Raw genomic sequence first — 24894 nt, 5'->3', positions numbered from 1 at the left:
TTGACAGTAGCCGACGCGGCCTCGCCATAGAATGCTGCGCTATTCATGGCAGGCTTAGATATGAGATCGCGATCCGAACGGTACAGGTTGCTGGGCTACGTCGCGCTTTGCATGGTGGCGTTCGCGCTCGTCACCGTGCTGTGCGTGACGCTGCAGGACGGCAACGAGCAGCGCGCGGCGCGCAAGGTCCGCCAGATGGACAGCCGCGCCACGGCCACCGTCACCACCGCAGGCCAGGCTGGGCAACCAACAGTCACGCGCGCATCGCGCTGAGCGCCGGCGAGCGGATCAGCAGGGCAGGAAGATCGTGAAGGTGGCGCCGGCACCCGCGGCGCTGGTCAGCTTGATCTCTCCGCCATGACGCTCCACCACGGTCTTGACGAACACCAGCCCCAACCCGCTACCGGCGGGCGCATCCTGCTCGGTGTCGCGCAGGCGCGCGAAGGGCTGGAACAGGCGGCCCTGGTCTTCCTCGGCGATGCCCCGGCCCTGATCCGCCACATCGATCGCCAGCCCCTGCGGCACGCGATACAGGCGCACCGTCACGGTCGTGTGCGGCGGACTGAACTTGATGGCATTGCTCACCAGGTTGGCAATCGCCCGCACCAGCAGCACCGGCTCGGCCAGGAGCTGCGACTGCCCCTCTTCCACGTCGACTTCCACCTTCAGTTCGACCCGTGCGGCGCTGGCCAGCGCCCATAGCTCGTCGGTGGCGTCCAGCACCACGCCGGCCAGGTCGACCTCGATGAAGTCAAGGTGGGTCGCTTCCGCACGGGCCAGCCGGATAAAGTCGTCCGCAAGGTCCAGCGTGCGGTTGGCGTGCTCGCCGATGCGGGCTAGCAGGGCTGCCTCCGGCAACGCCCGGCCAGGCTCGTTCTGCAGGTCGATCAGGGCAAGGATGGAGGACTGCGGGGACCGCATGTCGTGYGAGATGAAGCGCAGGGACTCCTCGCGGCGCCGCTCGGCCATGCGCACCTGGGTGATATCGATGACGCTGACGATCAGGCCGGCGACACCGCCGGTGTCGCTGCGCAGCGGCGCACCGCGCAGCAGCATGGGGTGTTCGTCGCGCGCTTCGAGCTCCACCCCGGGCGGCGCCTGCACCGGGTGCGCGGCGTCGGCCCCGCCCTCGGCATAGACGCTGCGCAACTGGTCCCAATAGTCCAGCCCGGCCTTGGGCTGGACGAATACCTCGTTGATCAGTTCGCGAATGCCGGGGCGCGGTGCGTTCATGTCGCCCAGCGACCCGAGCGTGCGCGGCGCCAGCAGCAGGCCGCGCCGATTGGCAAGCAGCACGCGGCCGCCGGGATCGCAGATCACGGTGGCTTCGGGCAAGCCTTCGAGCCCGTCCGCCAGGAATTGCCGCAAGTCCCGCAGGCGCGTGGTCATGCGGTAGACCGCGCGCATGCGGGTATCGAGGTTGCGGCCCGATTTGCGGCCCGACTCGCCCTCGCCTGCTGGCATGGCCAGCAGGCCGGGCTCTTGCTCGAGCTGCGCGAGCTCGTCGGTGAGGAACTGCAACGCCGCTTCCTGGCGCCGCCAGCTCCACAGCGGGTAGAGCAGGCTGCAACCCAGCACGGCGCTGGCCGGCGCGAACCAGAAGTGGCCAGACACGACCAGCAGCAGGCTGGCGGCCAGCGTGCCGGCCAGCAGCACCACCGTGACCAGCAGCGCGTTGCGCGGCGTCAGCATCAGCGAGGCCAGGCTCGCCAGCAACACCGGCAGCAACGTGCACAGCCAGAACCAGGGCGCCGGCAGGGCGACGATGGCCGTGTCGCGCTGCAGCGTCTGCATGGCGTTGGCGATGATTTCCACGCCGCTCATGCCATGGCCGTTGCGCGATACCGGTGTGGGGAACACGTCGCCCAGCCCGCTCGCCGTGGCGCCTACCAGTACGGACTTGCCGCGGAAGAAGTCGCGCGGCAACGTGCCGCCCAGCACATCGAGTACCGAGACCTGCCGGAACGTCCCCGGCGGCCCGGCAAACGGAATGCGCAACCGGTAGTCCCGGGTCCAGCCATCGGCGCCGCGGTCATCCGCGGGACCGTCGTGACGGTAGGCGGACACCGGCCGCGGCGGCTTGCCGAAGCCGACCATCACGGCCGAGAAATGATTGAGCTGGCGGCCCGGCAGCCCTTCCTGCAGGAACACCTGGCGGGCAATGCCGTCGAGGTCCACCGCGATATTGATGTGCCCCACCTCGCTGCCCAGGCCCGTCAGCGGGTAGCGCACCAGCAAGCCGCCCCGCCCCGCTTCGGCCAGCGCGGGCAGCACGACGTTGCCGGCGCGCGCCATGCTGCGTGCCAGCGCGCGGTCGTCCTCGGGATGCAAAGCGTCCGGCTCGGAGAGAATCACATCAACCCCGATCACGCGAGGCGCGTCGGCGGCAATGCGATCGATCAGGTCGGCCAGCACCCAGCGGCGCCAGGGCCAGCGGCCAATGGCGGAGATGCTGGGGTCGTCGATGGAGACGATCACGATCTCGTCGCTGGGCGCGTGATGCTGGGCCGCGACCGACAGGTCGTAGACCGCCTTGTCGGCGCGTTCGCTCCAACCCAGCACGGCGCACGCCGCCACCAGCGCCAGCACGGCGGCCGTCAACAGGCCCCATTCGACCAGCGTACGGCGCTGGTAGCCGGCCATCATGCGTCCGGGCACCCGGCGCAACGAGCGAGCGCGCCCGGCGGGTTGCGCCAGGCTAGTTGGCACGATTGAGCCAGCGTGAGCCGGCGCTCACGGGCTGGCCCTGCGAATCGCGGATGTACTGCACCACCTCGATGCGCTGGGGCGCTGAGAAATGCGGCTCGCGGGCCGCGTCCTGGCGAGCCACCCGCACAAAATACGTGCCGCTGCCGGGCCGCGGCAGGCGGGCCGCATTGGTCTCGGTGCTGACGTCGGCCACCATCTGCGTAAAGCCGGCGTCGGATGCCATCTGCACGCGGTAGGCTTGCGCCGCGCCATTGGCGCTGGCTGCGCCGGCGGCCGGCCATGCGAGCCGCAAGGCGTCGCCGCCATCGTCCTCCAGACGCGGCTGCGGCGGCGACGGCTCCAGCGCGAACGCCACCGGCTCGCTCCAGGGGCCCGGCTGCCCGCCGGCGTCAACCGAGCGCACACGCCACCACCAGCGGCCGGGTGCAAGCGCCTGGCTGGCCGAGGGCGCCGTGCCGCGCACTTGCAGGACGCCTTGCGTGAAGTCCGCGTTGGCCGCCACTTCGAATTCATATTGCGCCGCGTTGGCGACTTCGGCCCAGGTGAACATCGGCGTCTCGCCGTAGGCGGTGCCATCGCGCTCCGGCGCCAGCGTAAAGGGCGCGGGCGGATTCAGGCGCACCACGAACGGCATCACCGCGCCCGCGCCACCGAGGTGCCGGGCATCGAGCGCGCTCACGCCCACGTAGAGCTCGCCCTCGGGCAGGTCCTGGAGCGCGGCCCGCGTGCCGTCCACAGCCTGGGAGGACAGCAACTCCGTCTGCGCCGCATCGCGCGAGACCACCACGCGGTAGCTGGCGGCCCGTGCAACCGGCCCCCAGCTCACGGTGGCATGGCTTGCCAGCAGCGGCTGGGGCAGCGGCACCAGCGCCGGCGCCGGCAGCAGCGCGGCGGGCCGCGCCAGGGCGCCCGTGGCCGATGCGCTGACACCGTAGCCGGCATTCACTACCGCTTGCTGGCCGCGGCGCGAGCGGGCCTGCACCTGGCCTTCGAGGACCGCGCTCTGGCTGGCGCCGTCCTCGGTGCCCACGCGAAAGCGCGTGCCGCGCACACCGGTCACCAGCGACGGGGTCCGGATCTCGAAGCGCCCCACGCCGGTGCCGCGCGGCGCCACGCGGGACTCCACCTCGCCTTGGCCGATGCCGATCACGGCATCGGTCAGGCCCGTGCGGGCAAACGCGCGCAGCCGCTTGACTTCCACGGCTGTCACCGGCGGCAACGTCACGCGTGAGCCGTCACCCAGTTCCATGGTGACGGTGCCGCCGGCGCCGGTCTCGATGCGGGCGCCTTCGCGCAGCTCCATGCCAGCCTGCAACGCGCGGCCATCGGCGCTCGCCGGCCCCGTTACGAAGACCACGCGGGCGGTGCCTTCGGTCACCGGAATGCGCGCCAGCGGGATGCGCAGGCGCATGCCGGGCGGCAGCCGGTAAGGATCGGCCACCTTGTTCAATGCCTGCAGTTCGCGCCAGCCGGCGGGATTGGCCATGAAGCGGTCCGCCACGCCAATCAGCGTGTCGCCCGGACGCACCTGGTAGACAAAGTTGGCGCCCTCGGCGCCTGCGGCCTGCGCCACAGCGCTGGCGGACCATGCGGCACCCAGCACGCCAACCAATCCGGCCATGCCGATCGTGCCGGCCACACCCATCGCACCCCTGGTGCATGCCGCGCGCGAGTGCGCTCCAACGCCTGCCTTCCTGCCTGCCGCCATGTCGAACCGCTTCATAAACTCAGTCTTCCTTCTTGTCCTGCAGATCCTGCGAATCCTGCTGGCCCTGCATATCCCCGTCGCCCGTGGCTTCGAAGCGGTAACCGTGCGCATACACGGAAGTCAGGCGCACGCCGTTCTCGGGCCGCAATGCCAGCTTGATCCGCAGCCGCGAGATATGGGTATCGAGCGTGCGCGAGCCGATACCGATGGCGCGGCCCCACACGGCTTGCTCGACCACCTCGCGCGACACCAGGCGCCCCAGGTTGCGGAACAGGAACAACGCCAGGTCAAACTCGCGCGGCGACACGTCCACCCGGTTCTCGCCGCAGGTCACAGTGCGCGCCTGCGGATCGACAGCGTAGTTGCCCACCCGGATCAGCGCGCTGTCCTGCTGCGCCTGCGGATACGTGCGGCGCAGCAATGCGGATACGCGCGCCACCAGCTCGGCGCGGCGGATCGGCTTGATCATGTAGTCGTCGGCGCCCGCGCCCAGCCCGGCGACAATGTCCTCTTCCTGCGAGCGGCTGGTCAGGAACAGGATGGGGGGATTGCGGCCGGAGTTCTGCCGCACCCAGGTCACCACCTCAAGGCCGCTGGTATCGGGCAGTTGCCAGTCCACCACCAGCAGGTCGAACGCTTGCTCGCGCAGGGCCCGCAGGAACGTGCTGCCACTGGCGAAGCACTCGCACTCATGGCCGGCCGAGACCAGGATCTGCTGGATCAGCGCGGACTGGCTCTTGTCGTCTTCCACCGAAGCGATTCTCATACTTACCTCTTGCTTGCCACGTCTTCTCTTCCAGGTGCCACCGCGCGCTTCCTGCGCTGCCGCAAAGGCAACGCGAAATAACCCGGGCAGGCCGGGCGCCAGGTACGCAAAAGGGGAATGGTACAGAATCCGGCGTCGCCGCGCCAAGGACGGCGCGGGAGGGTATTGCAGCGCGCCGGCACAAAAGCCGGCGCGCGCGCCTTTACTGCAGCATGTAGGTTTCGTACTCGAGGCGGTCCAGCTTGCGGTCCAGCAGGTAGATCGCCAGGGCCACCACGATCAACAATGATACCGCGAAGCCATAGCCATACCAGGCCGGTCCCAACTGCAGGGTCACGGCAGTGAACGCCAGGTTGAGGATCACAAACAACCCGCTGAGCAGCAGCACTTCCCGCCGGCGGTCGAGGTAGAAGTAGATATTGAGCACCCCGAGCAGCACCACCTGCAAGCTGGCGCCGATCACGTCCACATACAGCAGCGGCAGGTAAAGCTCCGAAATGCCGAGCGCTGCCAGCACGAACCTGCCCACGACAAACAGCACCAGCGCCGCAATGGCCTGCACCTTGACGATCTCGTACAGTCCCAGCCGGATCGTCTGCACCATGGTGTTGCGCATATCCTCGATATGCTCGAGCGAGCTGCCGCCGCGCACCGCGTTATAGAAGGCGTCGTAGTACTCGACGAAGTCGGTCTCGATGCGCACCAGGAACACCGCCATGCCGGGGATGATTGCCAGGTAGGCCAGGAACACCGGGATGTCGTAGATGATCGACGCGTGCAGCGGCCCGATGACTTGCTGCCCCGTGGACGGCGAGTACCAGAACATGAACTTGTCGAGCCAGATGCCAAGGTTGTAAAGCAGCCCGATCAGCATCAGGCTCGGGTAGGCATAGCGCCGCTGGAACACCTCGAACGACATGAACCGCTGGCTGGTGTAGTTGCGGTAGATCAGCACCACCATGGCGCTCAGCAAGCTCAGCTGGCCGGCGACAAACCCCAGCAGCAGGCCCTCCAGGCCATAGTTGCGCAGCGCCAGCGCCGCCACCACCGTCAGCGTATAGCCCAGCAGGAAGGTCCAGACGATGGCCTTGTACTGCTTCATGCCCGTGAGGAAAATCACCGCGATCCAGATGTTGCTCATGACCACGAAGCCCGCGGTCATCAGCAACCGGTACAGCACCGACTGCTCCGGGAACGCAAAGAGCGCGCAGCCGATGCCGATGGCGCCCGCCAGCACAGTGACCAGCAGGGCCACCGCGTGGTAGTTCGACAGCACCAGGCCATCGCGCTTCTCGAACAGGCGGTCCGACGTAAAGCGGGTAAAAGCCAGCTGCATCGGCCCGGTCAGGATCAGGCTGACCGCAATCAGGTAGGTCACCGACACCTGAAACTGCGTCACCAGGCTGCCCGGCACCACGAACGGCAGGCTGAGCACACCGATCAGCAAGATGCCGACGATCGACAGGACCCACGGCCCGGAGCTGATGATGCCCGCATAGGCGTACGCGCCAAGCATGCCCGACAGGTTGTCCCGCCGCAGCATCTTGCGAAGTTCGAATCCAATCCCCGCCATCTCAGCGACCTCCCTTCATGGGACAGCCTGCGGCCTGCGCCGCCTTGGCGGGGGATCCGCCGGGGGACGATTCCACCCGTGGCTGCGCCATCAGGCGCGTGTACAGCTCACGGTAGCTACCCACCATCATCTCCTGCGTGTAATACCGCTCCACGCGCCGGATGCCGGCCTGCTGCGCGGCGTGCCATGCGTCGGGCGAACCCAGCAGGCCGATCGCCTTCTCGGCCAGCGCGGCCGGGTCGGCGATGCGCACCACGTCTCCCGCCGCGCCCAGCGCCGCATCCTCGCCGGGCAGGCCGAAGATCAGTTGCCGGCATGAGCCGACATCGGTGGTCACGCACGGCACGCCGGCGGCAAAGCCCTCCAGCACCACCAGCGGCAATGCCTCGCTGATGGAGCTGAGCACCAGCACGCCCACCTTGGGCAGCAGTTCATCGATGCGCTGGAAGCCCAGGAACTTCACCTTGTCAGCGAGGCCCAGGCTTTCGGCCAGGCTGCGGCATTCCCGCGCGTATTCCGGATCTTCGTCTTCCGGGCCTGCGATCCAGCCTTGGGCATCGGGGTATTGCCGCACCACGGTCAGCATGGCGCGGATAAAAGTCTTGATATCCTTGATCGGCACCACGCGGCCGATCAGGCACAACACCGGCGGCACGCCGGGTGCGCGCTGCGCACGCAGCGCGGCCAGCCGCGGCAGGTTGATGCCGTTGGGAATATTGCGGGTCCGCTCGGCGCGGGCACCATCCGTGACCTGGCGCAGGCGGTTGCCTTCGTAGAGCGCGACGATGGTGTCGCCGGCGTCGTAGCAGACGCGGCCCAGCGTTTCAAAGAAGCGCACCCACAGCTCGCGGAAATAGCTGATCTGCGAGATGTCGCGCTCGAATACGTTGCGGTTGTCGCGGATCCACTGGCTCTGGAACAGGTCGATCTTGCGTTCCTTGGTATAGATGCCGTGCTCGGACACCAGCAAGGGACGTCCCGTGCGGTAGTGCAGCATGGCGCCGAGAAAGCCGGCATAGCCGGTGGACACCGTGTGGTAGACCTTGGCCGGGATCAGCCCCTCGGCAATGCGCGCGAGCTGCCACAGGGGCTTGTGCATGATGCGCACGGTCCAGAAGTAGTCGGTGAAGGACGGGTCCGTGCAGTACTGGCGGTACTGTTCGGTGATGGTCCGCCACGCGTTGCGGCTGTAGAGGAACGCGTCTTCCGACAGGCTGCCGCCATCGGTCAGCTCGGGCATCAGCTCGCGGATCAGCTCGCCCGCTTCCTGCTCGCGGCCTGGCTGGCGCAGCACTTCGTGCAACTGCGCCGACGCGGCGAAGGTGACGGGGTCGCCGTCGCTGCCATGCACCAACGGAGGCGGCGGGAAATCGTAGAGAAAATGCGTTTCCAGGTGCACGACGTTGTCGGGCAGCGCGTAGACCATGTCGCCGTAATCTTCGCGGCGGCTGCCGATGAAGACGATGGCGAAGCGGACGTCCGGAAACGCCCGGATCATCTGGTTGACCCAGCTCGACACCCCACCGCTCACATACGGAAAGGTGCCCTCTAGCAGCAGGGCCACATCGGCCGAGTCGGCGCGGGGCAAAGGGGTATCGCTCATGATTGCCAGTAACGCAGCAGGGGCCGTACCAGTGGCAGCGGCGATGGGCTGTCGAATGACAGCAAGATGGCGCGCACGGCGGCGTAGTCGCGCTCCAGATAAGCGGCTTCGGCCAGCAACGGCAGCGTGCGCTCGCGCGCAAAGCCAAGCTCGTCGGCCCGCTCCAGCCACCCGCGCGCTTGCGCGGGCTCGTCGCGGGTCAGGGCCAGGCGGCCACGCATATACCAAAGGCCGGCCTGGTTGGAGTCGAACTCCAGCGCGGCGCGCGCGTGGCGCTCCACCTGGTCCGCGGTGTAGCGATAGACGTCGCCTTGCACCAGGTTCTGGTAGATCAGCTCCCAGTACAGGTCGGCCAGGCGCTTGTTGATCTCGCCGCGCTCGCGATCGTCCTGCGCAGCTTCCAGGCGCGGCAACTCGACAAGGATTTTCTGCGTCAGCTGCTTCTCCGCGCCGTCCAGCATGCCGTAGGCCAGCAGGCGCACGTCGTCAGCACTGTCGGCCAGCAGGTCGCGCAGCACCGGGCTGGAGGTGCGCGCCGGCATCGATTGCATGGCCACCAGCGCGGTCATGCGCTCGGGCAACGGCGCGCGCGTGTTGCCCAACTGGGCGCGCAAGCGCGCGCCGCCGCCGTGGGTCACGCGCGAGATCAGGTGGGTGACGAACACCGGCAGCCCGACCAGGCCGATGCCGGCCGTGGGACGGCGTCCCGGGAAGAAGCGCGCGATCAGCAGGCTGCCGACGCAGATCATGCCGCCGGCCAGCGGCACCAGGAAGCAGAATACGAAGAGGTAGCCATAGCTCCACGCGAACGGCACGCGAAAACGCCGGGGCAGCAAGCGCCACAGCACCATCGCGATCATCGCCGCGGCGAGCCCCTGCATCAACAGGAAGGTCAGCAGCAACGCGGTGCTGTTACCGGCGCGAGCCAGCAGCGCCAGGGCGGCGACTTGCGCGGCGATGCCGCCGATGCCGAGCTTACCCACGGCTAACCTCGCCTAGTGCCACCGGCACCGGTACCGGCGCCGGCTGAACATCCACATGGCAACGATGCAGCAAGCGGATCAACGGCTCCACCGGCGCGTTGGCAGGCACGGCCAGCGTATGCACGCCGATGCGCGCCGCTTCGAAATCGGTGCCGAACTGGGCCCGCAGCATATCTTCGATACGCACCAGGTAGGCCGACGCCGCCTCGTTGCCCGACAGCGGCATCAAGGTAAGCAGGGCACGCTGGTGCGCGCTGGTCAGCGGCCAGGCCACGTCGAGCGCGCGGCGGCTGCGGATGACCTGGTCGAACAGCGCGTCGCGCGATTCGTCGAGATCGAACACCAGCGCCACGATCGTGCTGTCGATGCCGCTGTCGCGGCGCAGGCGCGACAGGCGGGCGTAGCCCAGCGCGAAGTCGTAAGGGCAGCCGGGAATCGCGGCCGCGATGGCGCGCGTGGACACGGCGTGCTCGACGCCATCGGCGTAATAGCCCATCAGCACCATCAGCAACTGGRGGTTCTCGTAGCTGAGCGACAGGAACGGCATGCGCTCAACCACCAGCAGGCCCACCAGCTTGTCGGCCCCGGACAGCACCGGCGCCACCGCCACGTAGCGGGTCTGCGGATGGTCCGGCGACTGGCGCGACAACCCGTCGGCCTGCAAGTGCGCCAGCTGGCGCGTCTCCAGGCAGTGGCGCACCAGCACATCGTCGGGATCGAACTCGAATGCCGGGCCGATCTGCGCCGACGCCGTAGCGGATACCGTCTCGCCATCGACAGCGTAGAGCGCGGCCGCTTCGAGCTGGCACGCCTGCGCCACCACTTGCAGCATGGGGCGCGCGCCAACCAGCACGCCACCCGGTGCCGCGTCTTCCAGCGTCACCGCGCGCATTTGCGACAGCGTGTCGCGCAGCGTGGTGGGCTTGGCCAGCAGGTCGTTCTCCAGCCGCGCATGGGACACGCGCAGCAGGTAGTGGTTCTTGGTCAGGGCAGCAAGGCGCTCTTCGAGGTAGCGGTTGACGGCGCGCGCGCGCGCCAGCCTCGTGCCCCAGACATCGCCGAACTGCCCGGCAACCAGCACCATGAGCAGCCCGCCCAGGAAGAACAGGCGCGGGAACTCGCCCGGCTGCGCACCGATCTGGTGGAAGAAGAACCAGCCGCCCAGCATCATCAGCACGCTGCCCACGCCAATCAGCGTGCCGTAGCGCAGCGCCAGGATGACCGGCAGCAGCCATGCCCAGGGAAAGCCCAGGCCCAGCAGCAGGGGGTTGTTGGGCAGGAGCAGGTATCCCAGCCCCATCGCCAGAGCCATCGTCACCACCAGCTCGACCGCAGAGACCGGTCCGCTCGTGGCGGGCGCAAGCAACCGCAAATAGCGGCCGCCCGCGCCAATGCCCTGTCCTTCCCGTATCTTGTCAGCTGTATTGGCCACGATCATGCTCTCCCGCGGTTCAACCCTGGCGCAGCGGCGCCAGCAGGCGGCGCAGCAACTTTTGCGCGGTGCCCGACAGCGACTCGCGGCTCCAGCCACTGTCGCTGCCGGTAGCGGACCAGACGGCTTCGCCCGTGCTCACGTCCAGCAGTTGCAGCGAGATGCCCACGGCCGGCTCGCCATCCACGCCCACCTTGTAGCGCCATTCCTGCACCGCGCCGGTGAGGGCGTAGCGCATCTTCTGCGTACGTGCCCACTCAAGCGCCTTGCCCACCGACTCGCGCTCGGCCGGCTCAAACAGCGTTTCCGGGTTCAGGTTGGCGGGATAGCGCTTGACGTTGGCAATGCCGCCGGTCTTCAGCAGGCTTTCCGCGATCGCCTCGGCGCGCAGTCCTGCCTGCGGCGTCTCGGTGTAGTTGACGATGGGCAGTATCGCCACCGACTCACCGGCCGGCAGCGCGGGGGCGCGACCAATATCGGTCACCGCGCATCCGGCCAGCCACAGCGCTGCGCCCAGCGCACCGCACCAGCCCAGCAGTCGTGCTGCGCGGTTCTGCTTCGTGCTAGTTGATTCCATGACTCTCTCCCCTTCTCGATTGCATACAGTGAACCGGCACGCTCGCGTGCCCGCCCGGATTAAAAAAGCCATCTGTACCGAACACCCACTTCGGTCAGCGGCGTGCCGCCATTGCGCGCCGCGGTTTCGTGCTGCACATACATGGACAGGTGGTCGTTGCCGAGCACCTTGCCGGCCACGCCCAGTTGCGCCCGGAAGTTCTGCCCGGCGCGGGTGTCGTGCAGCAGGCCGATTTCGGCAAACGGCCGCCACTTGTGCGTGTAGTCGTCGATCAGCTCGGTGCCGAAGCCGAATGTCACGCCGGCCTGCGTAAAGCCCTGGGGCATGTAGAAGCCCGGCGTGGCTTCGTCGTCGGCAGGCACCAGCGTGGCCGGCTTGTTGCTGAGCGTGCCGCCGCGCGCGTTGTAGGTGGCATGGGTGCCCACCAGGCGCACCGTGTAGTCCGGGTACGCGGTACGGATGCGGTAGCCCAGCTCCAGGTCGTACACCAGGCCGTGGCCCAGCTGCGAGCCGTCCTGGCCGCGGAAGCGGTCGTACTCGATGCGAGCGCCGGCAAATTCGCGCAGGCTGAAGTTATAGGTCGCACCCAGGCCGAGCACATCCTTGACGCCGCCGACCCGCAGCGCCGCCGATTCGTCGGCGCTCTGGTTGATGCCGGCCAGCGTGGTGAAGCTCAAGCGGCTGCTCTCGCGCCACTCGCCGGTGAAGCGCGCGGTGGTCACGCTATCCAGGCCGTCGCGCCGGCCCACGCCGAGGCGCCAGCGCAGGTGCTGGTCGCGGTAGCCGAGCGACAGCTCGCCACGCTTGTCGGACGAGGGCACGCCGGTGAGCTGGGTCTGGTCCACGCTGTGCTGGGTGCGCCAGGCGCCGCGCAGGTTGAGGTCGTAGCCATCCCACAGGCGCACGCCGCCAGCCAGGCTGTAGTCGAAATAGCTCAGCGGGCTCTGGCGCTGGTACGTCACGCGTGGCTCGATGGCTTGCGCGTTGAACAGCAGCGTGTCTTGCAGGGTTTCCTGCAGGCTGTCGTCGGTGCGGGTGGTCTCCTGGGTTTCGTAGGCCAGCGTCTGCGCGGCGCCGAGCCGGTCGAGCTGCACGTTGGCTTCGATCTGGTTGTCCACCGGAATGCGCCCAGCCTGGCGCTCCAGCACACGGTCGAGTGCGGCCAGGTCCTGGTTGGCCAGCGCCAGCGTGATCTCGGCATACGCCGGGCGCAGCAACTGGCGGGCATATTGGCGGGCCAGCCAGGCACGCGCCAGTTCGTTGGATTCGTTGGACAGGGCCCAGGCCAGCGCCACTTCCTTGGCGGCGGACGAGACCACGGCCTGCTGGCGCGCTTCGCGTTGCGCCACGCCCGGCGGCGTCTTGGGATCGAGCGCTGGCAGGCCGGGAATCTCGCCCAGCCGCGACGCCGGATTGGCGGGACCGGTCCAGTTCGCGGCATTGGTGCCGGCCATCACGGTGCGGTCGCCGCGCAGCATCTCGATCACCAGGCGCTGGGACACATCGCCCGAGGCAAAGATCTGCCCGAGCGCCACGGTCTGGCGCCGCAGCTCGGCCGGGGCGGGGCCACCCTGGGCGTCCTCCTCCTCGGCGGCCGGATCCATGCTGCGGGGATCCGAGGCACGGCGCCCGGCCGCGGACTGGTCCTTGTGCAGGTCGACCCAGGCCTGGCGGCGCAGGCGCCACCCGGTGCTGGTCTGGCCGATGGCGTCGTAGGCATCGGCGGCTAGGCCCAGCCAGAGCGGATCGGCGTTCTTGCCGTCGGCCATCTTGCGCAGGTAATGCAGCGCGGTACGGCCGTCCTGGAAGCGCATGCTGCCGGCGGCAAAGGCCCCCCACAAGTCCGGGTTGCCCTCGGCCTCGCCCTTCAGGCGCAGCATCATGGCGCGCACTTCGGTATCCGAGCCGAGATCGACCAGCGCCCACATCAGCGCGGCCAGCGTCTCGCTACCGGCGTCGGGCATGCTGGCGGCACGGCGCAGGTCGGCCAGGGCCAGTTCGCGCTCGCCACGGGCGCGCTGGTACTCGGCGCGCATGGCCAGGAAGCGGCTGGATTGCTCTGCTTGCTTAAGCTGGGCAGGGGTCATGCCCTGCAGCAGCGTGGCAACGCGGCCGTAAGCACGGGCGCGAGTGTAGTAATTGATGGCAAGCTCGAGCGACACCAGCTTGCCGCCCTTGCGCCAGCTGGCTTCCGCAATGCGTCCGGCATCGATGGGCGAGCTATCGTAGAAGTCCATCAGGTTCGAGAAATCCGATTCCTCGGTATCGCGCACTTCGGCCAGGCAGTCGTTGCGGCCAGCGCCGGGGGGCATGGCCATGCAGTGGTCGTCATGCGTCTCGGCCATGGCCAGCATCAGTTGCCGGTAGCCTTGCTCGAGCAGGTCGCCGCGCTGGTTCAGGCGCGCCAGCTCGGTCAGGGTGCGCCAGAACTCAATGTCGGTGGAACGCGCGGTGCGCATGGACGGCACCATGGCCTCGAGGGCTTCGGCCAGCTTGCCGCGCACATAGAGCAGGTTGGCTTGCTTGAGCGCGTACTGCGGGCGCGGGCCAAAGCGCTGCTGCAATTCGGTGTAGAGCTCGAAGGCGCGGGCATCCTTGCCCGCGCGCTCGGCCAGCTCCGCCTGGCGCTCCATGATCGGGCGCGCGTTCGGGCCGTGGCTCAGGCTTTGCAGGAAGGCCAGGCCTTCCTCGGGCTCGCCCAGCCGTTCGTAGGTGGCGACCACCTGGTCGACGGTGGCGAGATCGCCCGTGCCGGCGCGGTGGCGCAGCGCGGCCAGGTAGGCGCGATCGTCGTTCAGGCCGGGCGCCAGGCGCAGCACGGCCTTCCAGGCGGTCTCGTCATTGCTGGCCTGGGCATATTCCAGCCAGCTTTTGAGCGCCACCGTGGGCTGGCGATTCCACTCGGCGACCTGGGCCAGGCGCTCGCGCCAGCGCGCCGCGCCGGGCTGGCGCCGCACCGCGGTCTCGGCGACGCGCTGGGCGTCGTCAAGCTTGCCGGCGGCCAGGAATACCTGGAACGCGAGTTCGTAGTCGTCGGCATTGAAGGCGCGCTCGGCCGCGGTGGGGGCGCCGGTAGGGGCGCCAGCAGGGGCTGCCGCTGGCGCTGGTGCTGCCGAAGCTGCGGAGGCAGCGCGGGCTTGGCCCGTCGCCGCAGAAGCAGACGCGCCAGCGCCTGAGGTATCCGCCACGCGGCGCRGGTGCGGCATCGCGGCGTCGCCCATGGCGCGGCGCAAGGCCAGGCCATGCGGGCCGTCAAGGAAGATCACGCCCCGTGCGGCCCATGGCTGGGTGGCCGCCACGCGGCGCGCTTCGGCGCGTTGCAGCGAGGCGCCTTCGGGCACGGGCTGCAAGCTCGGCGGCAGGCGCAGCAGTCGCTGCACATAGCGCGCGGCCTGCTCGGGGCGGTTGGCGGCCAGCGCCAGCTTGGTCAGGTAACGCAGGACTTCTGCGTTCTCCAGCAGCTTGCCGCCGTGCTGCTCGGCCTGGGCCAGCGCCTTGTCGAGCTCGTTGCCGGACTGCAGCGTCTTGAGCGCGGCCAGGTAGAGGCGGCGCTGCTCGGCCGGATCGGTGGCACGGGACTGCGCGGCAAACAGCGCGTCGGCCGCCTGCTGGTAGTCGCCGCCCGCGAGCGCCGCCGACGCAGCCTGCGCGTTCCACAGCGCCGCGCGGGCAGGGTCGCTCTTGGCCAGCGCCTGGTAGAACACCTGTGCCGGCTTGAGCGCGTTGATCGAGCGCGCGGTGGTGGCCAGCTCTTCCAGATCGGCGCGCCCCCACTTCATGGTCACCGCCTGGTCGAGCAGCCCGCCGAGCTTATCGACGTAATGCTCGCGCTCCGGGCTGTCCGGCAACGCGGCAAACGCGCGCTGCTGCGCGATCTCGATGCGAGTACGCAGGATCTGGCTGGGCAGCTCGGCGTCGGCGGCATTGGCGTTGCGCACCGGCCCTTGGGGGCTGGCTGCGGAACTGGCCGCATAACGTGCCTCCAGCCGGGACAGCATGGCCTCTGCCTCATCCAGCCGGCCCGTGCGCGCATATTGCTCGGCCAGCACCGCCGCGAAGCCGCTGTCGCCGGGCGTGGCCCGCCACCAGGCTTCCAGGTAGGCCATGCTGAGGCCGTCCACTGCCCGGCCATCGCCCAGCAGGCGTTCGCGCAAGGTTTCGCGCGGGAACATCAACGCCAGGCCGATCCCCACCATGGCGGTGAAGGTCAGCACGAACGCTGGCGGCAGGAGCCGCTCGCGCTCAGGCGGCGCAGGTGATTTCGACGCTTTGCTTGGCATTGTTGGGATTGGGAACGGGAGTGGTATCGAAACGCAGCGTGCCGCGCTCCTGCACGCCCTGCACCGGCTTGCCATCGATGGCAATCCGGCAACGGTCCGCGCCTGCGAGGCGGAAGAATGGCTTGAAGTAGCCGCTGAAATCAAAACGGATGCGCTGCGCGCTGCCCTGGCCGGTACGCTGCCAGTTGCGCACGAAGCCGCTGGCCTCAGCGATCTCGGGGCCGGAGGGAGCCGCGGCGTTAGCTGCGTTCGGGGCGCGCATCACGATGCGCGAGGCGCCATCAGCCAGGTGCACGTAGACGCCGCCGCCGGGCGCCGGCGAAGTGCCGGTGACACCTTGCGAGCTCGCCACGTCGGGCACGTCCGCACCGGTCCAGCGCACGTTGCGCAGGCTGGCGTCGCCGCGCACGATCCAGGTGGCCGGCTGCGTGGCGTCGCCACCCAGCTCGCGGGCCACCGCCATGCCTTGCCAGTCGATCACCTTGCGCACGTAGTCGGTGGCATGCACCGGCATCAGCGGCTGGCTCAGCACGTAATCATAGACCTTGCGCAGCGCCTTGAGCGAAGCCGCCTTGGTGCCGGAATAGTTGTGATAGTAGATGTTGACCGACTTGAAGCGGTACGGCCGGTCGGTCAGCTCAAACGTTTCGATCACGCGTTCGAAGCCGTAGTACGGGCCATGCCAGAGATTCGTGTAGACGTTCTCGTTCTGGTTTGGCGCGAAGATCTGGAACGTGCCGTCGGCTTTGTTCACGCCGATGGGCGAGATCGCGGTCCAGGTCGGGTTGCTGCGCGTGATCAGCGTATCGCCGCCGTTCATGTTGAGCACGCCGGCCTGATCGGTCAGCTTGATGGCCTCGGCGGGCGGCTGGCAGTCGCCCGACCACAGCAGCATGCTGACCGGCTTGCCAGGGGGCGCCAGGGTACGGTTGATATAGTCGATCGAGCCGCCGATCTCGCGCTTCAGGTCCATCGTGTAGCCGGGAATCGCCAGGTGGAAGTCGTCGTCGCCTTCGGTGGCATTCTCCGAGTGCGTGCCGCCGGGCACCGTGCGGCCCCACTCGAAGGGGTGCGAGAAGGTGTGGCTCGCCACCTCGACATAGGGCTGCGCGAAAATCTTGCGGGCGATCGGCTCGAGCTGCGCGGTCAGCTTGGGATACATGCCGTCGCTGGCCACTTCGCCCTGGATGATCGACATCGTCATCGGCAGGCGATAGCGGTCCCAGATCTCGCGAAACAGGACTTCACCGGAAAAACCGCCGCCGGGAATCTCGGCACGGGAGGCAAAGCCGTCGCCGTCCACGTGCACGGTCAGCAGGCGGCGTCCGTTTTCGGTCGTGACATCCGGCACCGGCATGGCCGGCAGGCGCAGCGCTTCACGCAGGAAGGACAACGGTTGCACCACCCAGCGGTCCTGGTCGTTGGCGCTTTGCCGCACTGCGTAAGGCCCGAGTACGTATCCGCCCCAGGGAGTGATCGCGGCAGCGTCATAGGTCAGCGTGCCCGAATTCAGGCGCAACAGGGAGCGAAAACCCGGGCCATCGCCCACCTGGACCGGCGCTGCCTGCGTGCGGTCCGGCGCCACAGGCATCTCGAAGCCCATCATCGGGTCCTTCGACACCACGTCCGCCTTGACGCCAATCTTGCCCTTGACCGAATTGAGCTGCAGGCTCGATGCCAGCGCTCCGTTCATGCGCGCGCCGAAATCGTTCAGGAACACCACCGGCACGCCCTGGTCGATATTGCGCTGCACCCAGCTGAAGAAACGCCCGGGCTGGTCGCGCACGTTGCCAGCCATCCAGATCACCACGCCAGCGTAGCGGTCCGGGCCGATCTCCGGCAGCGGCTGGCTGGCTTCGGCGAAGTCCACGCGATAGCCCAGGTAGTTCAGCGGCATGGAGACGAAGCGCACGCCGGCCGAGTCGTCGATCGATACACCCGGCTCGCGGTCCTGCACCACCAGCACCCGGCGCGGCATCACCTCAATGTTGCCGATCCCAACCGTCTGCAAGCCAGGGTCAGCCACGTAAGGGATGATGTCCAGCGCGCGGATCTGCGCGGCGGTGTCGCGTGCGCACTTGCGGTCGGCGGGCGGGCAGTAATCGATCGAGATCACAGGCAGGTGGTACTGCTCGCGGATCGTTCGGGCCTGGCCGAGCAGCCAGTTGCGATCGGCCTCGCTCACTTCGGTGTAGCGCTTGCCGCCTTGGTCCCAGCCGCGGTACAGCGATTCAAACGCGACCGCGTACGCCAGTTGATTGACCTGCGGCAGGATCTCGAAGCCGCGGTTGAAAATCAGCTTGGCCTCGGGATAGCGTGCCTTGATGGCGCGGATCACCGCCACCATGCCGGCCTCCTGGCGGGCGCGCTCGGCGTCCGTCTTGGCTTTGAGCTGGTAGGAGTCGAGCGTGTCGAGGAAGAAGCCGCGATAGCCGCGCTGCCACAGCGGGGCGATGACCTTTTCCACGTAGAAGGCGGGCCAGCCCTCGGCGGCCTGGTCGACCACGCGAGCGCCCCAGGCGTCGTTATTGCCGATCAGCCAGGCCTTGGGAATCTCTTTCAGGTAGGCGCGCGACGGTGCGACCTCGCCAATGCTGACGTAGGAGAACCATTGCGTATTGGGCGTGGCGGCGGTGCGTGGATCGAAGCCGCTGTCGGGCTCGACCACGGCGACATCAAACGCCTGCAGAGCGTCCACCGGTGGCTTGCTGCCGTAGTGAAAGACGATGTTCGGGGCGCGAGAGCCGGTGGTGGCCTGTGCCTGTGCCTGTGCCGGGCATAGCCAGGCTGCAAACACGGCCAGCAGTGCGCCAAGCCAGGCTCTTGTCATCGGCACGCCCCGGCTTGCCTGACGCAGGCCTGCCATGCGGCGCGCGACACCGTCCAATCGCAACAAATTCACTTGCTGACCCCTATTTTTTTCATATTTTTATAATCCCGGAAAAGCTCGCTTGGCTTGCCGCCAACATGCTGGTCGCGCTTGATGCCGCCAGACGATGCATTCCGGGTATGACTGATCTCATCCACTTCTACCTGCGCTGCCCGATCTTTCAGGCAGTCCCCCGCAGGCCAAGCTCAAAGTGCGTATTTAAGCACTATGGGCGAGAATTCTGAAGCATGCGCGTCATCGTGCATATAAGCATTTAGGACTAGGGAATATGCACTAGTGCAAATACATGCTGGTGTCACGGAAGCTGGCTAGCGCCAATTCCCGGGCTTCGAACGCTGCGAAGGCGCGCTGACGGAACCCGCCGGACCTGGTCGCGCCAGGGGCTTCGGCGCCTGGCACGCTGAGTGTTGTCTCGGTACTTTCTGCATTTTTGTAGTTTTCCGAATCGACAAAGTATCACAGTACGTTGCGCAAACTCGACACTGTTGTGCTCTGAGGGTAGGAAAACAAGGAATCGCGCGATAGTTAGGGCCGGAATACAACGGTCCGCGGCGACCAGCGCTGCAAGCAAAGCGAATGGTAGATCACGCGCTTTGCGCCCAATGTCAACAATTGTCACGCGCCGCGAATACGGGGCACTTCCTGCGCGGCGCTGTGTAGAATTTTCTCAAACAAAAAAACATCTTCACCTCGGCAGGTATGGACCCGGACAAGCACTGGCCGGACGCCGCATTCGGGAATGTCGCAAGTCACGAGCTGGCTCACGCACGGGCTCCACGCAGTACGCGATACGCAATACGCGCGAACCCACCTTCGAAGGCAAACTCCTGCGCAGTGATGCTGCGCCGAACTCGATGGGGATCTCATGCAGTCAGATGAGGGCACTGCCGTGATGGCACTGCTTGTCCTGTTCACCGCCACGCAAATCATCCTCGCGGCCCTGATGCTGGCTTTGCGCCAGAGCGCCGTGGGCCGCGCATGGGTCGCCGGCCAGGTGCTGGCCTGCGCCGCGGGCCTGTTGGTGATCGACGCGCGCGGCGGGCCCGCCTGGTTCCTGCTGGTGGCACCCGCCCTGGGCGTAGCCGCCCAGTTGCTGACCCATCGCGGCGTATCGCTGACCGGTGACCGCCCTTCGGCACCCGCGCCGCTCACTGCCGGCGTGCTTGCCCTCTCTGCCGTGCTGGCTGCCGCTGCGCTAGGCAGCGGCAGCCGCCTGGCCGAAGTCACCGGCTACGTGGTGGCTGCCATCACCGCCTGCTTCACCCTGGCCTGCCTGCTGCAGCGCCCGCTCGCGCTGACCCGCCGCAGCCGCCCGCTGGTGCTCGCCGCTTGCGGCCTGCAACTGCTGGCGCAATGCTGCGGGCTGTATGCGGTGCTGGAGGCCGGTGCCCCCGTATCGGCCCTGAGTGCCGGAGCCTTGCTCCTGCTGCGGCTGCTGCCCGCCTTTGTCGCGATCCTCGCTGGCCTGGCGGGCTTCACGCTGATGACCATGGAAGCCATGCTGGCCGAGCAGGAGAAGCAGGCACGCCTCGATGCATTGACGGGGCTGCTGAACCGCGGTGCCATGGATGGCGCGGCGATGGTGCTGGCCGCCGAATTCAACCGCCACGGCCATCCGCTGAGCTGCCTGGTGATCGACATCGACCGCTTCAAGTACATCAACGACAGCAGCGGCCACCGCGCCGGCGACCGCATCCTGCAGCAGATCGGCCGCGTCCTGAAGGAAACGCACCGCAGCGCGGACCTTGCGGGCCGCTACGGCGGTGAAGAGTTCTGCGTGCTTTGCCCGCATACCACCGAAGCCGAGGCCCTCCTGCTGGCCAACCGCATCCTGCGTGGCATCCGCGCCATCGCGTTGCCCCACGAGCTTGGCGGGTTCGCCAGCGCCAGCATCGGCGTTGCGCAGATCCGCGAGTGCGAGGATGGTGGGGCTGCCACCTGGGACAAGCTGTTTGGCAGCGCGGACCGCGCCTTGTATGAAGCCAAGCGGCGTGGCCGGGGCCGGGTCGTGCTCGCCTCCGGGCTCGACGCGCGTGCGGCGCGCTGCCTGTCCGCACGCGCCGAGGCCTGCCACTAAACGCTGGCCCACGCCAATATGACGGGGAAATCGCATTGCCAACGCGCCGCCCGCTAGAATCCTCCAGTGCATGCTTGTCCGGACCCGTTTGCTTGTCCGGTTCGAAACCATCCCTGGAGATACTGAATGAAGGCCGAGAACATCCTGCAGACCATTGGCAATACGCCCCATATCCGTGTTCAGCGGCTCTTTGGCGATACCCATCAGGTCTGGATCAAGTCCGAGCGCGCCAACCCGGGAGGCTCCATCAAGGACCGCATCGCGCTGTCGATGGTCGAGGCAGCCGAGCAATCCGGCGTGCTCAAGCCGGGCGGCACCATCATCGAGCCCACCTCGGGCAATACCGGGATCGGCCTGGCCATGGTGGCGGCGGTCAAGGGCTACAAGCTGGTGCTGGTGATGCCGGACAGCATGTCGGTAGAGCGCCGCCGCCTGATGCTGGCCTATGGCGCCACCTTCGACCTCACCCCGCGCGAAAAAGGCATGAAGGGCGCCATTGCCCGCGCCGAGGAGCTGGTGGCAGCCACGCCGGGCGCCTGGATGCCGCAGCAGTTCGAGAACCCCGCCAATATCGAGGCCCACGTCAACACCACCGCGCTGGAAATCCTGGCGGACTTCCCGCAGGGCATCGACGCCCTGGTCACCGGCGTGGGCACGGGCGGGCATATCACCGGCTGCGCCCGCGTGCTCAAGCAGAAGTGGCCCGCGCTGAAGGTCTACGCCGTCGAGCCGGTCGCCTCGCCGGTCATTTCCGGTGGCGCGCCCGCGCCGCACCCGATCCAGGGCATAGGCGCCGGCTTCATCCCTCGCAACCTGGATACCGCCCTGCTCGATGGCGTGATCCAGGTCGACGCCGAGCCGGCACGCGAAATGGCACGCCGCGCCGCGCGCGAGGAGGGCATGCTGGTGGGCATTTCGTCGGGCGCCACCCTGGCCGCGATCGCGCAGAAGCTGCCGGACCTGCCGGCAGGCGCCACCGTGCTGGGCTTCAACTACGACACCGGCGAGCGCTATCTCACCGTGGAAGGCTTCCTGCCCGCCTGAGGCCACACAGCATTGCTGGATTCTCTTCGAGCAGCGAAGCTCGCCGTGAACCATACTGGAGATGGACCGGCGCCGGCGCAAGCACGCGCCGGTGGCCGAATCTGCCGATATGGCGCGCCAGCGGCTCCGCCGCCCGGCGCGGCAGGGCTTGCCATGGCGCTGACACAAGCATTGACACGAGGACAAGGAGCTGAGATGAGCATCCCGAGTTATGAAGTCGCCCGACTGGCGTCCCTGGCGGTGCGGCTTGCGCTATCTTCCGGCCTGTCGCACGAAGAGATGCAGGCTGCGCTCAGCCTCGCGGCCACCATGATCGAGCAGGACGAAGGCGCAACGCCCGAAAACACGGCGGCGGCAAAGGTGCCGCACGCCAAGGTGACACGCACGATCCACTAAAGGCGCGCAGCGCGCCCCTCAACCCAGCAAACCCGCCCAATACAGCTCCGCCGCCGCCAGCACCGCCCGCATCTGGGTGGTGTGCGCCAGGCGAAACGCATCGCCATAAACCGTCTGGTCCGGAAATTCGGTGACCAGCGTGAACGGCACCGTTGACCGGGAATCCTCGAAGATCATGCAGGGAATGCCGTTTAGCACCGGGAACGGCACCTCACCGGCATGGTTGCCCCAGGTCGCCAGCTGACGGGCGTTGAACGCAGCCAGATCCGGCGAAGCCGCCAGTTGCGCGGTCAGCGCCTGCATGAACGCCATGCCATCGCGCCCGGCGTGGTGGCGCAGGATCAGGAAAAAGCCCTTGGGAATGGTCCAGGTCTCGAAGCCCGGCGGCACGTAGCCGGTGAGCGGCCGCGTCCATTCGTGGGCGGGGTAGCCGTGCAGGCTCATGTGCAACCCGGCGCCGGTGCGCTCAATGGCTTCCAGCCGGGCCGCTTTCTCCACGAAGGGCGGCGCCGTGCGTGCCTCCAGGTCGTCGCCCAGCGCGGTGTAACGCGCGGCATGCGACATATGGCGCGGATTGTCCTCGCGCAACTGCACATGCAAGGCCGCGCCGTCCGGGTTCTCCAAGGCGATCAGGGCAAAGTGCGCATGCGGCCGCTGCTTGAGCGCATGCGCCGCGCGCAGCGCCCCCACCACGCCGGACGTTTCGTTGGCATGCTGGCCACCGGAAATCACCAGCCCGGGCAGCGCGCCTTCGATGTGGGTGCCGTGGACCACGCGCCCCTGCGTGGAAAGCACGCTGAAGCGCTTGCCGCCCAAGGCATGCATCTCGACGCCTGCCTCCTCCGGCGTCAGGGGCTGCGAGAGCCCGGCAAGCACACTCGGGGACAGAGGGGACGCAGCTGCGTCAGCCGGCGTCGCGGCCGCGACATGCGGGTGCGGCAGCAATGCCACCCGGACCCGCGTGGCACCCTCCGCGTGGCGGACCTCGGGCACGATCTGGCCGGGCTGCAAAGTGCGGTCGCCACGCGGCAAGCCGGCGCGATCCTGGAAGAACTCCAGAATGGAGAAATACAGGTCCTCGTGCAGGGCCTCGCGCGTGCTGATGCATTCGTCCTGATAGGACAGCCGGCGCTCGATGCCGCCCGTGTCGATGGCGATGCGAAGCACATCGAAATAGGGTCCCTGCCGGCTCCAGGCATGGCCGCGGATCGCATCCATGGCTGCGGCGAATGCCAGTTCGTACTCGGTGGCGAGCGGGCCGTCGTCCAGCACGGCGCCATCGCGCGACAGACGCAGCCACCCGCACGGCGCGCCAGAGGCGGCGAGCGGCACGAACACGCGGTGGGCAATGCCGTCCAGGTCGACGACATAGTGGCCTTCGTCGTGGCCTTCGCTCAGGCGAAGGCTGCCTTGCGGCAGCATGCCGGCGAGCGGATAGGCTTCAAGCCGGAAGCGCTGCGACTGTCCCGCCGTTGTGGCCGCGGGCAGGCGCACGGAAATCTCGCCCGCGGCGGCGAGGCGGCCGCCATCGTGTTCCAGCGCCAACGCTTCGAGGAAGAAATGCAGCAGCGGCTTGTAAGCGCTGTGGATCGCCGCCTGCACGCCAGCGGCGGCAAGCCGCTGTTCGGCCGCACGGCGCGTGGCGACGTCGTCGAAGACCCAGGCTTGCACCTGTACGCCGGGCATCGCCGCGACGCGCTCAACCAGGGTATCCAGTGTGTGCGGGATGGCGGTATCGAGCAGGATCGTCATGGCAGGCCTTGGCGCCGCGCGCGGCGGGATGGGTGTCGGATCCGGCATTATAGGCAGGCTCCCGATTGCCCACGCGAACGCCCCCGGCTGCCCGGGAAGGCGCCTTCCCGGGCGCTTGCCTCGCGCGTTCCAGTAGTGGGGCCAGACGGCAAAGGCGTTCGTAGGCAATGCCGGGCCGCAGCACATTTGCTCGTGCACATTTTCTTACAACCCGGACATACATTGGCGTCACAGGATCGCTAAGCTGCCCCCCTTGAGCAAGCCTTGTCTTGCCACTCCAAGGAAAGTACGCATGAGCCGCTCCCCTTCTCACGCAACCCAACTTCCTGCCGCGCACGCGCGGCGGCCCCGATGAAGTGGTCCACCATCATGTTGGTGCTGCTCGGCTGGCTTGGCGGCTGTGCCGCCATCGGATGGCTGCTGATGGCCTGCTCGGGCATGTTGTCCCAGTAAGCCACGCTAGTGCAAGGACGGGCATCGCACCGCTCGGCCATCGATCGCCCAAGCCATCGGAGCATCAACCACGCGCCATTTCGTAACGGGGTATTTCAGCAGCGCAGCCGGATCCAGCTGCGCACCCCAACCATCACTGGCCCATTTCCCCCATTTTCAAGGCAAGGAAAGACCATGTACGATCACGCCGCGCTGCCGCACGAGAACCACGGCACCTTCACCGCAAGCGCCATGCAAGACACGCCCACACCGCGCACGAGCCCCGCGCACCACGCTCGCGCCGCGCAGGCCAACGTTACGGCTGGCGACGTCCTGATGTCGGATATCGGCCCGCTCAAGCTGTGCCGCCACTGCGCAGAGCACTGGCCGGCCGACGGCGAGTTCTTCGCGCGGGACACGCGCCGCCAGGACGGCCTTGAACACATCTGCAAGGCTTGCCGCAAGGAACAGCGCTCGGGCCGTTGAAGCGCTTCGGCATGTATGGAATGTGAAGGCTGTCGTGCTCGGACGGCGCGCTCGGACGCGTCGCCGCGCACACCGGTAAAACTCACAATTCCGGCTAAATCCAATTGAAAACCTAGGGTTTCCCCCAGCATCGACAGGATATTCCAGCACACTCCGTTCCAGATACGGATGTTCGTTTTGTCCTGC

General features: G+C 67.7%; 17 protein-coding genes. 5 read left to right on the top strand and 12 right to left on the bottom strand.

The features are described from left to right. The first annotated feature begins 60 nt into the window (after positions 1–60). Complete coding sequence (locus AC1DQR_RS21240) at positions 61–273, top strand: hypothetical protein (protein WP_416051110.1); 213 nt, start codon at positions 61–63, stop codon at positions 271–273. Between the two features lie 15 nt (positions 274–288). Here AC1DQR_RS21240 and AC1DQR_RS21235 read toward each other — a convergent pair whose 3' ends face one another. From AC1DQR_RS21235 to AC1DQR_RS21185, 11 genes are all read right to left on the bottom strand, one after another. After that, entirely contained in the window at positions 289–2646 is a 2358-nt protein-coding gene (locus tag AC1DQR_RS21235; RefSeq protein WP_477133748.1) for a CHASE2 domain-containing protein, read from the bottom strand. A 52-nt stretch (positions 2647–2698) separates the two neighbouring features. Beyond that, the gene (locus tag AC1DQR_RS21230) at positions 2699–4432 is read right to left on the bottom strand and encodes a FecR domain-containing protein (RefSeq protein WP_416051111.1); all 1734 of its coding nucleotides are present in this window, start codon (positions 4430–4432) and stop codon (positions 2699–2701) included. 4 nt (positions 4433–4436) lie between these two features. Next, positions 4437–5183: a response regulator transcription factor gene (locus tag AC1DQR_RS21225; protein ID WP_416051112.1), complete on the bottom strand. Its 747-nt coding sequence runs from the start codon at positions 5181–5183 to the stop codon at positions 4437–4439. A 202-nt stretch (positions 5184–5385) separates the two neighbouring features. Next, on the bottom strand, positions 5386–6756 hold the full coding sequence (gene pelG / locus AC1DQR_RS21220; RefSeq protein ID WP_477133741.1) for an exopolysaccharide Pel transporter PelG: 1371 nt from the start codon (positions 6754–6756) through the stop codon (positions 5386–5388). A 1-nt stretch (position 6757) separates the two neighbouring features. Then, the gene (gene pelF / locus AC1DQR_RS21215) at positions 6758–8359 is read right to left on the bottom strand and encodes a GT4 family glycosyltransferase PelF (protein WP_416051114.1); all 1602 of its coding nucleotides are present in this window, start codon (positions 8357–8359) and stop codon (positions 6758–6760) included. Then, on the bottom strand, positions 8356–9342 hold the full coding sequence (locus AC1DQR_RS21210) for a tetratricopeptide repeat protein (RefSeq protein WP_416051115.1): 987 nt from the start codon (positions 9340–9342) through the stop codon (positions 8356–8358). The genes pelF and AC1DQR_RS21210 overlap by 4 nt, the downstream gene beginning before the upstream one ends. Further along, positions 9335–10780 carry a PelD GGDEF domain-containing protein gene (locus AC1DQR_RS21205; protein ID WP_477133740.1) on the bottom strand — a complete coding sequence of 482 codons (1446 nt, stop codon included), beginning with the start codon at positions 10778–10780 and terminating at the stop codon, positions 9335–9337. The genes AC1DQR_RS21210 and AC1DQR_RS21205 overlap by 8 nt, the downstream gene beginning before the upstream one ends. 13 nt (positions 10781–10793) lie before the next feature. Then, complete coding sequence (locus tag AC1DQR_RS21200) at positions 10794–11351, bottom strand: penicillin-binding protein activator LpoB (protein WP_416051117.1); 558 nt, start codon at positions 11349–11351, stop codon at positions 10794–10796. A 59-nt stretch (positions 11352–11410) separates the two neighbouring features. Beyond that, on the bottom strand, positions 11411–15631 hold the full coding sequence (locus AC1DQR_RS21195) for a tetratricopeptide repeat protein (RefSeq protein WP_477133739.1): 4221 nt from the start codon (positions 15629–15631) through the stop codon (positions 11411–11413). After that, positions 15594–18461, bottom strand: coding sequence for a bifunctional glycoside hydrolase/polysaccharide deacetylase family protein (locus AC1DQR_RS21190; protein WP_477133738.1), 2868 nt, complete (start codon positions 18459–18461; stop codon positions 15594–15596). Before AC1DQR_RS21190 ends, AC1DQR_RS21195 begins: the two co-directional genes overlap by 38 nt. Before the next feature lie 68 nt (positions 18462–18529). Continuing rightward, the gene (locus AC1DQR_RS21185) at positions 18530–18658 is read right to left on the bottom strand and encodes a hypothetical protein (RefSeq protein WP_477133737.1); all 129 of its coding nucleotides are present in this window, start codon (positions 18656–18658) and stop codon (positions 18530–18532) included. A 728-nt stretch (positions 18659–19386) separates the two neighbouring features. On the opposite strand from AC1DQR_RS21185, the gene AC1DQR_RS21180 reads away from it, so the two are divergent. From AC1DQR_RS21180 to AC1DQR_RS21170, 3 genes are all read left to right on the top strand, one after another. Next, entirely contained in the window at positions 19387–20598 is a 1212-nt protein-coding gene (locus tag AC1DQR_RS21180; protein ID WP_477133736.1) for a GGDEF domain-containing protein, read from the top strand. Between the two features lie 126 nt (positions 20599–20724). Continuing rightward, entirely contained in the window at positions 20725–21642 is a 918-nt protein-coding gene (cysK, locus tag AC1DQR_RS21175) for a cysteine synthase A (RefSeq protein WP_416051122.1), read from the top strand. Between the two features lie 195 nt (positions 21643–21837). Then, complete coding sequence (locus AC1DQR_RS21170) at positions 21838–22038, top strand: hypothetical protein (RefSeq protein ID WP_150984414.1); 201 nt, start codon at positions 21838–21840, stop codon at positions 22036–22038. A gap of 18 nt (positions 22039–22056) precedes the next feature. On the opposite strand, the gene AC1DQR_RS21165 is transcribed toward AC1DQR_RS21170, so the two are convergent. Continuing rightward, complete coding sequence (locus AC1DQR_RS21165) at positions 22057–23790, bottom strand: M14 family metallopeptidase (protein WP_477133735.1); 1734 nt, start codon at positions 23788–23790, stop codon at positions 22057–22059. A gap of 627 nt (positions 23791–24417) precedes the next feature. Between AC1DQR_RS21165 and AC1DQR_RS21160 the strand changes: the two genes are divergently transcribed. Next, positions 24418–24708, top strand: coding sequence for a hypothetical protein (locus AC1DQR_RS21160; protein ID WP_477133734.1), 291 nt, complete (start codon positions 24418–24420; stop codon positions 24706–24708). Positions 24709–24894: the final 186 nt, after the last annotated feature.

Source organism: Cupriavidus sp. 05L411, assembly GCF_056398045.1.
This window is presented reverse-complemented; position numbering and strand designations above follow the sequence as displayed.